This window comes from Sporomusa sp. 246TCP1 (genome assembly GCF_057319775.1).
The window spans coordinates 1208467-1220839 of record NZ_CM170492.1 but is presented as its reverse complement, the minus strand read 5'-3'; the positions used below and the strand labels follow the sequence as shown (position 1 = coordinate 1220839).

At 45.6% G+C, this 12373-nt stretch carries 14 protein-coding genes; all 14 read right to left on the bottom strand.

What is annotated here, in order from left to right:
• Window positions 1–19: 19 nt before the first annotated feature.
• Window positions 20–658: an alpha-ribazole phosphatase gene (gene cobC / locus AC1ECB_RS06080; RefSeq protein ID WP_485667886.1), complete on the bottom strand. Its 639-nt coding sequence runs from the start codon at window positions 656–658 to the stop codon at window positions 20–22.
• Entirely contained in the window at window positions 648–1997 is a 1350-nt protein-coding gene (locus tag AC1ECB_RS06075; RefSeq protein ID WP_485667885.1) for a DVU_1553 family AMP-dependent CoA ligase, read from the bottom strand. The genes cobC and AC1ECB_RS06075 overlap by 11 nt, the downstream gene beginning before the upstream one ends.
• On the bottom strand, window positions 1994–3388 hold the full coding sequence (gene trsS, locus AC1ECB_RS06070; protein ID WP_485667884.1) for a radical SAM (seleno)protein TrsS: 1395 nt from the start codon (window positions 3386–3388) through the stop codon (window positions 1994–1996). Before trsS ends, AC1ECB_RS06075 begins: the two co-directional genes overlap by 4 nt.
• 5 nt (window positions 3389–3393) lie before the next feature.
• Entirely contained in the window at window positions 3394–3708 is a 315-nt protein-coding gene (locus AC1ECB_RS06065; protein ID WP_485667883.1) for a hypothetical protein, read from the bottom strand.
• A complete protein-coding gene (locus AC1ECB_RS06060) occupies window positions 3695–4825 on the bottom strand; it encodes an aminotransferase class V-fold PLP-dependent enzyme (protein ID WP_485667882.1) in 1131 nt (376 codons plus the stop codon). The genes AC1ECB_RS06065 and AC1ECB_RS06060 overlap by 14 nt, the downstream gene beginning before the upstream one ends.
• A gap of 14 nt (window positions 4826–4839) precedes the next feature.
• On the bottom strand, window positions 4840–5961 hold the full coding sequence (locus AC1ECB_RS06055) for a DVU_1551 family NTP transferase (protein ID WP_485667881.1): 1122 nt from the start codon (window positions 5959–5961) through the stop codon (window positions 4840–4842).
• The gene (locus AC1ECB_RS06050; protein WP_485667880.1) at window positions 5943–7001 is read right to left on the bottom strand and encodes an XdhC family aldehyde oxidoreductase maturation factor; all 1059 of its coding nucleotides are present in this window, start codon (window positions 6999–7001) and stop codon (window positions 5943–5945) included. Before AC1ECB_RS06050 ends, AC1ECB_RS06055 begins: the two co-directional genes overlap by 19 nt.
• A 114-nt stretch (window positions 7002–7115) precedes the next feature.
• Window positions 7116–7565 (bottom strand): DVU_1555 family C-GCAxxG-C-C protein, encoded by a 450-nt coding sequence (locus tag AC1ECB_RS06045; RefSeq protein ID WP_485667879.1) that lies wholly within the window; start codon window positions 7563–7565, stop codon window positions 7116–7118.
• Between the two features lie 32 nt (window positions 7566–7597).
• On the bottom strand, window positions 7598–7909 hold the full coding sequence (locus AC1ECB_RS06040) for an XdhC family protein (RefSeq protein ID WP_021167683.1): 312 nt from the start codon (window positions 7907–7909) through the stop codon (window positions 7598–7600).
• Window positions 7909–8694 carry an XdhC family protein gene (locus tag AC1ECB_RS06035; RefSeq protein ID WP_485667878.1) on the bottom strand — a complete coding sequence of 262 codons (786 nt, stop codon included), beginning with the start codon at window positions 8692–8694 and terminating at the stop codon, window positions 7909–7911. The genes AC1ECB_RS06040 and AC1ECB_RS06035 overlap by 1 nt, the downstream gene beginning before the upstream one ends.
• A complete protein-coding gene (locus tag AC1ECB_RS06030) occupies window positions 8691–8960 on the bottom strand; it encodes a hypothetical protein (RefSeq protein WP_485667877.1) in 270 nt (89 codons plus the stop codon). Before AC1ECB_RS06030 ends, AC1ECB_RS06035 begins: the two co-directional genes overlap by 4 nt.
• Before the next feature lie 201 nt (window positions 8961–9161).
• Window positions 9162–9776, bottom strand: a complete 615-nt coding sequence (gene trsM / locus AC1ECB_RS06025) for a DVU_1556 family methyltransferase (RefSeq protein ID WP_485667876.1) — start codon at window positions 9774–9776, stop codon at window positions 9162–9164.
• A complete protein-coding gene (locus tag AC1ECB_RS06020; protein ID WP_485667875.1) occupies window positions 9773–9979 on the bottom strand; it encodes a DVU_1557 family redox protein in 207 nt (68 codons plus the stop codon). The genes trsM and AC1ECB_RS06020 overlap by 4 nt, the downstream gene beginning before the upstream one ends.
• 10 nt (window positions 9980–9989) lie before the next feature.
• Window positions 9990–12314, bottom strand: coding sequence for a pyridine nucleotide-disulfide oxidoreductase/dicluster-binding protein (locus AC1ECB_RS06015; RefSeq protein ID WP_485667874.1), 2325 nt, complete (start codon window positions 12312–12314; stop codon window positions 9990–9992).
• Window positions 12315–12373 lie beyond the last annotated feature (59 nt).

Genomic DNA, 12373 nt, shown 5'->3' with positions numbered 1-12373 from the left:
AAAAGAACCCGGCTGGATTTTAGTTAGCTGCAGACATCCGGGTGCCGGGAAGACCATTCAACAGTTTAACACAGTATTTACCACTATCACCTACCAATATATTTGTACAGCAATAGTCTTGTGTGATGCGAAAAAGATTTTCTATAGGCATACCAAGAACATGACACAACAATAGTCTGTTGATTCCGGCATGTCCAACAATAAGAATATTTCCTTGGGTAGTATTCACGATGTCTGTGAATGCAGCAAGAATCCTTGACTGGCATTCGGCAAAACTCTCAGCTCCGGGAATACGATAATTGGCAATATTGTTCCCCCGTTTGGCGTACTCTACAGGATAGGCCGCTGCAATTTCCCGGAAGGTTTTCCCCTCCCATTCACCCATGCTGATTTCCCGCAGTTCGCGCTTACTTGTCAGCTCGATATTTAATTGCTCTGTAATAATTCTGGCAGTATCAACCGAACGTATCAGATCACTGCAAAAAACTGCCGTAAGCTCTTGCCTGGCGAATTCTACTTGCAGCAATTGGGCCTGACGCACCCCCTCAGCAGCTAAGGGAATATCAATATGACCAATATAGCAGCGCTCCTGTTTTTCCATGACTATCTTACCATGGCGAAGCAGATAAATCCGTCGTTCCTGCCTGTTACCTGCCACTTACGGCATCCTCCCTTGGTCCAATTACGCTAATACTTCGCTTACCAGGAGGTAGTGACAAATCACAGGCAATTGCTGCTTCAAGCACAATACTTCGTTCTTGTTCAGCTTGCCGGATAACTGGTAATTGTCTGACAGCCTGTAACACAACCGCTTCATCCAGTATTTTCTCCTGGGATAATACTTCTACAACAAGCTTTACCTTACTAGGCTGGCCGCTGAAAACGGTAGCTGTAAAATTGATAACCTCAGGCAGAGGCAACAGTACTTCATCAAAATCAGCCATAGTAATCATACCGGCTTGCCCCAGGCTTATCCTTCCATCCTTCCGGCAGCGGACGCATTCCAAGCGCCGCAATATACTGCCGCAGGGACATAGCTCAGGAATAAACCGCGAAATATCCCCTGTGCGGTAGCGAATTAGCGGCATGCCCTTCCTTGTCAGAGTAGTAAATACGACCTCGCCATACTCTCCGTCTGGAAGCACGCTGGTAGAATCAGGATCAATAATTTCGAAGTATAAATCAGCTTCCCGTAAATGATGTCCGGTATGGGCACTGCATTCCATTCCGCCACCTAAACCCATTTCGGTCATGCCATAATGATCGTATATTTCACAATTCCAGATGCGCCTTAGTTCATTCACGACAGCAGCAGGTACATAATCAGTACTTAATAAGCCGCATCTTGGCGCCCAGCTGCTCTTGCCCCATTTTTCCCAATAACGGGCCATTGCCAGAACTTGTACCGGAATACCAACAAGACTTGTTGCCTGTTCCAAACACATTTTCCGGACAGCATCTGCGAGATTTTGCACAAGGCCGTAAGCAACAGGCACTACCCCAATACCAAGCAATCCTTTTAATAACAGATCACCTACACTACCGGGACGCTCGCCAGGCAGCAAAATCAGTGTTTTGTCACCTGGTCCCACTAAGGTAGACATACCACAACCAAAATGCTCAATTGTCAATTGCTGATCATATTTACTGAAATAAACCCGCTTGGGATTGCCGGTAGTACCTGAGGTAGCAAGCGTCACCACCCGGTTGATTTCGCTTTGGGAACCACATACCATCTCAATGGCATGCTCAGTCACATCATCAGCTGTAGTAAAGGGATATTCAGAAAAATCTTCCAGGCGTGTAAGGGCTGCTACTTTTTGATCGGCCAGACGCCGCCGGTAAAAAGGACTCAGACTCTGCACTCTTGTTATTGTGTCCTTTAACCGGGCTAGTTGGTAGTCAGACAGTTGTGCCTGGGTCAGTTGCCCGCCTACTGCCCCTATTTTCGCCGCTACCAATGCATCTAATGGTGTTTTCTCCACTCCAGCTGTCATTGTCCCCTCCGATACAAAGCCTGCCCCTGCCGGTTAGTAAGATTATAGGCACAAAAAGGAATCAGTTTATTATCAGGCCCCACCACATGAATAAAACACTGTTTTAACCGGTCTAAATCCAAGGTCCAGGCATCCTGAAATGCCATTCCTGATACAGCCAGCTTATAGGTACTTACTCGTTCCAAAAACTCATCAAGGCTGGCTACATTACCCATACCGGCTTGTGGCCCGGGTTGCTGTTTACGCTGACCTGCTTCTGAGTGAGCTGACGACCATTGCCTGGCAACAAACTGTCTGGCACGTTTTGCCCCATCGGCTATAGGTTCACTCTGACAGCAGCAAGCACTCGTATTTTCTTGTACCAAAGGCTTTAGATGTCCTCCAGGCATTAAGACAAAGTTACCATGAAAAGAACAATGGGAATGTTCACCACCCGGCGGCCTAAAATGCGCTATTTTCATCTGTCCATCTGTCTGTTTCTCAATTTCCCGCAGAACTTGGGGAATAGTAATCCTGTCAGTATCTTTCGGTTCTACCGGATATCTGCCAAAATAGCTTACCGGCTGAAAGTGAACGCCCCGTACAGCAGGTATCTTGCTTATAGCAAAGTTCAGGATATCGCCAATCTGACTGTCATTTACCCCTGGTACCAAAGTAGGCACTAGCACAATCCCAATTTCATGGGCGGCACAAACCTCAATGGCTTTTTTCTTGATATCAAGTAATGCTTTCCCGCGCAATTTGACGTAGACATCGTCGCTCATTCCATCAAATTGCAAAAAAACACAGTTTAGACCTGCCGCTTTCAGTCTGCTGACATACTGTTCATCAGTTGCCAGCCGCAGGCCATTGGTATTAACCTGAAAAAAAACCAAGCCTAACTTTTTTCCCAAGGCAATGATTTCTGGTAAATCATCACGGACAGTCGGCTCACCGCCTGATAATTGAATATTATAGGGACCGCCGCTGTTCATGAGCATCCGGTACCACCCCTCAATAACTTCAAGTCCTGGCTCGTCCTTAGCCACCGGCGAAGTGGCGGCAAAACAGACAGGACAGTGTAAGTTACATTGATTTGTCACTTCCAGCAGCACACAACAAGTCTGCTGACGATGCTCCGGACATAAACCACAGTCAAACGGACAACCCTGGCTGACTTCGGTTGCGCACACCGTCGGCGAAGTTGGTATTTTAGCATTAGTCCAGCCTAAATAGCTGGGCTCTCCCTCCCAAATACAAACTTGGTACTCGCCATGCTCTGGGCAATGCTTCCGCAAAAACACCTGATTGCCTTTTGCCACCCGGGTTGCCGGAACCCGCGCCAGGCATTCGGGGCAAACACTTTCCGTTGTAGAAAGTACGATTTCTTCTGTTTTTTCAATGGCATCCATCAGTACTATCTCTCCCTGTCAGCAGTCTGCTGTTTAAGCAAATCTTCTAAAAAAATTTCAAAGTTAGCTTTGCTTTCCTGTGGGTTGCTGTCTGGAAAGCTAACCTTAATCACCGAATCCGCAATAATTCCTTTGACTGTTGTACCATCTGTTAGAGTGGCTTGATAACAAGGCCGCGGAAAATTCTTATGATATTTAATAACACCAAGCGGCGCAAAACATTCAATAAACTCTTCCTTGGCTTTTATGGGCAGCCGATACTCATAAATATTGGCACTGCTAAAACAATTTTCGACTCTCTTACATTCATACTGTTTCATGTGTCAGTGCATTGATTGCCTTAAGACAGTAATCAATGTCCTCATCAGTAGTAAACCGTGATAAGCTCAGCCGTATTGTGCCGGCAGGAGCTGTACCCAAATAAGTATGAATCAGCGGCGCACAGTGGAGACCTGTGCGGCAGACGATCTCAAAACTTTTTTGCAGCACTTCGCCAGCGTCTTCTACCGTCCAGTCCTTTAGTGTAAAAGAAATAACCGATGTTCGGGGTGGCTCGACATTAATAACATTCGCTCCGGCTGTCACCAGTCCGGTGGCCAACCGCTCGGTCTTACTTTGCAGCGCACTGACGTTTAGAATATGCCCGTCACTCCACTTTAGGGCCGTTGATAGTCCGGCGATTGCAGGGTCATTGGCTGTACCGGCTTCGAAACGGATGGGCATAGTTACCGGCATCTCGTCAAGATCACTCTGGACGCCTGTTCCACCTACCCATACAGGTTCCAGATCAACTTCGGGAGCTATATATAAGCCACCTGTGCCAGACGGACCTAACAAATACTTATGGCCGGTAAAAGCTACTAAATCAATTCCCCAAACTTCTGGTAGAACTGGCACAATTCCCAGGCTTTGCGACGCATCCAAAAGCGTAACTGCGCCTGCCTGTTTAGCCAGCCTGCCAAGCAAAGCGGCGTCATTTACTGCGCCGGTAACATTAGAAGCATGTGTAAAAACAACCACTTGCGGCTTATATTTTGCTAATGCAGTTTCCCATTCCTCCGGGTCAACCCGCCCCAGCTTATCCACGGGAAGTATATGAACAGCTACCCCCTTAGTTTTTGACAGATAGTGCAAGGGGCGCAGTACGGAATTATGTTCGGCAGCTGTAGTTATCACCGCGGCCCCCGGTTGCCAGTGAATACCGTGCAAAGCAATATTTAAGGCATAGGTAGCGTTTGATCCCAGAACAATTCGGGTGGCATCTTTTACCTGCAGCAAATTAGCCAATAATTTTCGGCATTCGCCGGCAATATCCGGCCCGGAAAAACCAGAACGTCCGGCATGATAGGGCACGCCACTAACATAAGAAGCCACTATTTCACCAACTTGTGGTGCCTTGGGCCAGGAAGTCGCAGCATTATTTACATATACCTGCATTACAGATTCGCCCCCTATTGTAATACTATTTTCTCCAAACTGCCTATTCCCACCAGGGCTGTTATCCGGTCCCGGATAAATTCTGCCGTCTGCTGTCGACGCAAAACCGCCGCTAGTATTTCAGAATTTCCGGAAAACTTTGCCAGCGGCAAACTAAACCGCTCGTTTAGCGATACCCGCCTGTCACCTTGTACTAACTTGTCAGCAAGAAACAGCACCGCTGCTTCATCAATTGCCTGCTCTGCTGTTAATTCTAAATCCATATGTGCAGCTACAATACCAGCTAAAGCTGAAAAACCATTGCTGGTAACCAAACGTCCCCCCCGCAGGGGATGATTAGGTTTACCTTTAGCAAGATCATGCAACAATCCCCCGGCGACCACCAATTCACTGTTAAGCTTTAAACCAACGCCATTAAGCAGGTCCACCAACTGCTGCGCGACCGCAGCAACAGTCTGCCCATGGCGCAATACCTTATCGCCGGTCTGATACTTATCTAATAAGGCCAGACATTCGTCATATGTCGGTATATTCCGTTTGACATAAAACTTGGCGAGTTGCCGATAGTCATCCAGAGTATCCATATCCATCAGTATACCCTGATCAGCAACCGGCACAACCACACTGTCGGCAGCAAACTGTTCTAAAATATGGCGAAGCCCACCAGTACCATCCCCGCTAAGAATGCTGGCGAAACACTTGTCACTAATCACCGGCGGATGACCACGCTTACCGTTAAAAGTTGGATATACCACGGCAGCACCTGTCTGCCGGTATTTTTTTATCAGTTCCTTAATACTGCTGCTTCTTATCAGCGGGGTATCGCCAGGCAGCATCATAAAGGCCTCTGCATCTGCGGCCAAAGCTCTAACACCAGTAACTATAGAAGAAAACATGCCTGACGCATAATTTGGGTTTTCAATAATGCTGACAGACAAACGTTCTAATACCGGATATAATTCGGTCGCCCGGTGTCCAACTATCACCCGGATATCATTTACCCCGCCCAGTCGCAAACTGTCTACTGCCGTTTCAATTACTTTTTTTTCCCCTAAGGGCATCAGTGGCTTGAATGTTCCCATCCGGGAAGAATAGCCTGCAGCAACAATTAATCCGGTTATCCCTGAGCTATACATTTTTCCCGCTCCACCCTGGCTTTTATCAATTCAGCGACAATGCTTACCGCGATTTCCTCCGGAGTTTCCGCATAAATGTCAATGCCAATTGGTGAATAGACTTGTTGGAGCTTGGCTGCGCTAACGCCTTGCTCTTGTAATATCTTATATAAATGATCCCGTTTATTTTTGCTGCCAATCATCCCAATATAGCCTGCCTCAGTTTCTAGCGCTTGTTCTAGCACAGTTCTGTCGTGAAGATGTCCGCGCGTTACAATGACTAGATAACTATCTTGGTCAATAGGCAATTTTGCCATACACTCAAAATTGTCTACAACCATAATTTCCGATTGAGGAAACCGTTCCCTATTGGCAAAAGCCGGTCGATCATCAATAACTACTGTTACAAATCCTACCATTTCTGTCAGTTTGGCAATTTGCTGGGAAATATGACCAGCCCCAAATAGATATACTGTACTAATCGTACGGATAGGATCAACAATAAAAATTCGGTTCTCGTTCGCATCAGCATGAATAGAAATTTTGGCCGGACCTGAAGACATCTTTTCCATAAACTCCGGTTCACAGTGGAAGTTTCCGATAATAGTACCATCCTGCATAACAAGGCATTGCTGTCTTGTTTGACCAGCCACCGGTTGGCTGCTTAATTCTGTCATTAGCCATGCCTTTTGTGCCTTATTCATTGTGGCGAGAATGGCTTCATAAATCAGTCGATTATCGTTATTGACCGCATCCAGATAATCCAGCAGGATTTCGCCTTTACCGCCACAGATCATGCCCAACCCAGCTGCATCTGCACCTGTCAAATCAAAAGGCAATATTACCGATTGACGGTTTGCCAACACTTCTTTTGCTAATTCAATTGTATCGGCTTCTACCCGCCCACCGCCAACTGTACCAATAATGGAGCCATCTGCACAAATTATCATCTTGGCTCCGACGGAACGCGGAGCTGACCCAGCACTATGAAAGATGGTAGCCAAAACAACATTTTCGCCAGATGAAAGCAGCTTAACTAAGTTTTGGTATAGCTTTTTCATGCAAGCCTCCTAACATTTCTTAGATACAACATGTTAAACAGGTGGTATGTTGGCAATACACCACCTGACTATATCTATAAGTTTCTTTTGTGCGCGAAATAATATATAGGAGGCCTAAATTTCGAGCCGGCCTGAGAGGTCATAGCCATTGGCTTCTAGGATTTCCTCAACTTTATCAAGCGTCTTTAACACAAGGTCCGGGCAGCGTGATGCCCGGTTTTGCGGGTTCTTCTCTAAGATGATATCACAGGTACTGCCGCTATATTGAGAACTTGCTTCCTGCTCAAACCATTCCGCAAACTCTCTTATCATATCATTGACACGACTGTCTTCCATTTCTTCGACTGATCCCTTACCGGCATATAGACCGATCAGACAGGCCCCGCCAGTCAAAGCGCCACAAGTCCTGCCACTGAACCCCAGGCCGCCAACAAGTCCTGACATAGCCCGCACCAGATCAGGATTTTCTTTTCCCTGGGCTTCCAGCCCAATAATAAGTAAGATTTGGCTACAGTAAAAACCCGCTTGTGATAACTCAAGCAACTTTAAAAATCTGTCTGTCATATTTCCAGCCCTTCCTTTCGCCTCATCATAGCTTATATGACCTGAATAAACACTTCCATGATTCCTCCGCAGACCATCCCTTCATCTGCAGCCACATCATTCAGCATTCTAACTGTATACATCTGGGATTGCTTATTATCTAGTGCTATTAACGCCTGACGCCTAACATCTGCTTCCCCACAGCCACCGCCAATGGTACCACAAGATCTGCCATCAGGTAAAATCAGCATTTTACTGCCTGCCTTACGAGGAGTTGAACCACGGGTTTCCACAATAGTGACTAAGGCTGCCTGTTCCCCTTTGCTCTGACATTCACAGATATACTCTAACAAATCCCGATCCATTAGAACGCCTCCTTATGCCCACTCAGTGGACAGCCGGACCCACCACGAAAAGCCGCTACCACTTCTGCCGCAATACTAAGTGCTATTTCAGTAGGCGTTTCTGCTTTTATATCAAGACCAATAGGCGCGTGAAGCCGTTTTTCAATATCTATTGGTGCTCCTTCTTCCTTCACCAGATTAATAATCTCTCTAATACGTTTTTTACTGCCAATCATTCCCAGATACCGGGCATTGCTTCCCATAGTAGCACGCAGACAATCCAAGTCATAGCGGTGTCCGCGGGTGACAATAATAACAGCCGTACCATTGTCTATTGTTAGGTTTTTCATGGCTAGCTGAAAATTATTACAGACTACCTGGTGAGCGCCAGGAAATCTGGCTGTATTGGCAAATTCCGGACGGTCATCAATAACCGTCACGGCAAAATCTATTAATGACAGTATCTGAACCAACGGTTGGCTAATATGGCCGCCGCCAAATACGATAGCGCGCAACTTTTGGACAATTCTATCCCAAAATAGTTTGTATGTATTTTTTTGCTGATCTTCAACTAAAATAATTACCGGCTTGGTCCAACTCGTTGTCCGCACTATATCCAATATTTTATCCATCACAAATGGCTCTAGTTGTCCATCCATTTTTGTTTCTGTTTTGCCATCTGATTGAATAATAATCATTTGCCCAAGCAGGCTAGCCTGCTTGGGGTTACAATCTATCACCGTCAAGGTATCTATTACTCCGGCACTATTGCTATTCAACGCTGACAGCAATTTAGAAAAACTCATCCCTGCTCCTCCTCGTTGTCACAATGGGACTGATCAGGGCCTTTTCCAAACAAATCAGTGATTTTAGCTATGGCGGCATCAGATAAAAAGTTAATTTCTGCTGGCTTGCCGTCAAAGGTCTCTCCCGACAAGATTATGCCGTTACCGGTTTCCAAATATCCCAGCGGCAGGTTCCGTCTAAATAGTTTGCCTGTGTTTTTATCAATAACTTCAACAATAACCTCATCTGCCTCAATTTTTTCTAAAAGCTCTGTTTCTTCTGTCATTATTCGTGCCACCACACTTTCTTATTTTCCCGTTGGAACGATCAAGCGCGGCCCCATATTACATTTAGGACATTTCCGGCCATTATTGCTCTCTTCACAATTTTTGCAATAATAGGTAAAACACCTACAGCATTGATACAAGGGGGCATTATTCGTTAGTACACTATTACAGCGAGGACATGTTTTTTCGTCCAAAGTATTTCATCCTTCCATTTGCCTTTTTTTAGCCACTAGTAAAAAGTATCCCGCCTTAATCTTGGGAATGGATACACATTGCCACAGTTCTTCCACTGATCCGCATTCCATAATATAGCAGGCAATAAACTCCCGCAAAAATGCCGACTGGTCTTCCCAAACAACGATAGTAAAGCCGGATTTCTCCAGCATTTTTTTTAGTTGGTTTCTATTCAGATATCCAGCCGTACTATCGGAAACCGGTAAATAAACATCTGTTATCGCCAGCTTTCCTCCCGGCACAAGAACACGGCTAATTTCAGTTAAAACTGTACCGGCATCTTGCATAACCGACAAACTACATTCAGTTATTACGCCGTCAAATGAGACATCGGCAAACGGCAGGCTTTCGCCTGCTGCCTGAATAAACTGCAAATATGGCGAGCACATCCTGCCTTGCTCCAGCCGGGCCTCAGATACATCGACTCCTACTGCCTGTAACCCACAGGCATCCTGCAGATACTCCATAGTTACTCCGGTGCCGCAGCCGACATCAAGCACTTTTGCACCAGGCATAAATGCACAGTACTTAATAACCTGTTTGGTTAATGTCAGCCCGCCCGGATGTTGGTGAAGCATCATTTATCCTCCAACGCTGCTTCCACCTTTTTCATTTTGCCATTAGCTAATTCCTCAGGAATATAAACTAAGCCACACTGCGGACATCTATACAGCTCAACCGGAAAGTTGCTGCCAAGATACGACAACTCTACCTTTCCCAATGTCAGCTTAATGCCACATGTAACACAAACAATATCTAATGGTTCTTCTAACAGTTTGCTCATGTTTCCTCCACTATCCTTCAATTTCTATTCTGTGACAATAAGCATTTTGAACGACAAATCCATCCGCCTGCGGCAAATACTCTACCCAATAGGTCACGCTGGCCGGCTTAAAATATGCTATATAATGGCCGCTCCTGGCGTCCTTGAGTTTACTGCCGGAACTTTCCGCATGGGCAATAACGTTAGTAACATCATCGACAAGAATCCGCCTATCCTCCATCAGTTGCAATACATCAGCAGGAATAGTGACCTTGACCTCAGCTTGCGGCTGTGCCACCTCTTCACCCCAAACTTCTCTTAATAATGTTTGTTTCAATTTGGCACGGTTTTCCTGACGCTTTGAATAACCAGGCCCTGGTTGCGCAGCCAGATTTTCCTGGCCACCACCCAAAATCAAATCAAGGAGATGGTATGTACGTTTTCCCTGACTGGCAAAATTATCCCGGCACATGCTACAGTACGCGAGATAGTCTAATTCACTTTCATTAATTCGTCTATCTATAACTTTATGCGCAATCTCCTTGTTGGCATAAAGCATTAAACCTCCATAACCGCAACATACTGTAGTTTCACGGCTTAAAGGCAACTCTTCAATTTGATATCCCAGTCTACCCAAAAGGTTTCTTACACTGGTCTGAATCTCAGCATCATGCCTTGTGGTACAGCTGTCATGTATCGCCAATTTTTGCTGTGTCTTGGCTAATTGGGTGCTGCCTTCCGGCAAACCAATACGTTCCAGCAATGTCCATAAGTTTTCCACCGGCATGTCAGGTGAATCATTTTTAAATAGGCTCAAACAGGTAGGACAAGCCGTAATAATCTTGGGACTTCCCAAACTACGCCAGTTGCTTTCCAGATTATTCCTTGTCTCCCGAAACACTGCCTCCTGTCCTGCCCAACTGGCTGGTGCTCCACAACAACCTAATAGTAACCCGACACCACCGTCCAGCTTTTCACGTAAAAAACTGTACATCTGTTGCACATATTGCGGTGATGAGGCTGCTAACTGGCAACCGGGATAAAATACCCACTCACTTGTTGAAGTGCCAGGCTGATTTCTAGTCAGAGCACATGCTTCGCTATTGCTAAATTGCATATCCCTTAAAGCAAAATCGTGAGTCGATGGTGGCATTTTCCCCTTATTTACCATTATTTTTCTTGCTTCATGGCAGATTTCACCCATATTCAAATTTCCCGGACAAATTTGTTCACACAGACCACATAAACTACAAGAGTTAATCATATTGTTAGCATGGTGGATTCCCATAACAATGGACAAGTTATTGTATACCTCGCGTGCATACCGTTTGGGGTACCCCCGATAATGTGCAAGATATTCACAGGCTTTCACGCACTCCTGGCACTCACATAACAAACAACGATTAGCTTCCTGCACAGCTTCTGTTTTACTGTAACCGCTGTCACAATCACCGGCAATTACCATGGGTTCAGGTTTTATCCCTTTTATATTGGTATAGAGGGCAGTCTCATAAGATCCCTCTTTCTCTCTATTAGCAGTAAGGGATGCATTTTGAAACAGCCGGTCAATCGAAATCGCGGCGGTTTTACCATCAGCTATTGAAGCAATCGGCGATGGATGTCCGTATTCACGGCGAAGACTGCCACCGGCGAACACTTTGCTGTTGCTTGTTGCTAACGATGTCAAATCAACCTTGATTTTGCCATCTGACGCTAACTCCAGACCTAAGTCTGAATTGTCAGTTAGTTGAAAACCTGTAGCCAGATAGATCGCATCATACTCCGCGCTCAAACTATCTAAGGCATTAATAGCTGTATTATAGCGAATCTCTATAGGAAATTTGGCGATAATCTCAAAATCATTATGAATCAATTGCCGTGGCAGCTTGTTTTCCGCGATATCCCAGATGCTTCCTCCCAAACGGTCTGCAGCTTCAAAAACAGTCACTTTGTACCCTTTGCGACTAAGCTCCAACGCTGCGGTCAAGCCGCTCAACCCGGCGCCAACAATAGCTACCTTCTGACTTTTAGCTTTCGGTAATAGTAACTTGGGAGCAGTATTGTTGTTGTTATCAACACAAATTTGTTCTAAACCCCTGATAAAAATAGATTCGTCAATTTCATTACGCTTACAGGTTTGCCGACAGGGTTGATCACAAATTCTGCTAATAATTCCGGGAAAAGGGACCATTCTGTTAAATAAGGCAAATCCTGTCGCGTAATCTTCTTTCTGTACAGCTTTAGCCATACCCCGGGCATCAACATGAACCGGACACCCCGCAGTACAAGCCGGTGGATTTTCCTGAATACATTTTGATTCCCGTTCACGCAATAAATTTTGATCCATTTGATCCATTTGAAACACCCTCTTCCTGGTATAGAAATCCTAAAACGACCGGAAAGCGATACGCTTTC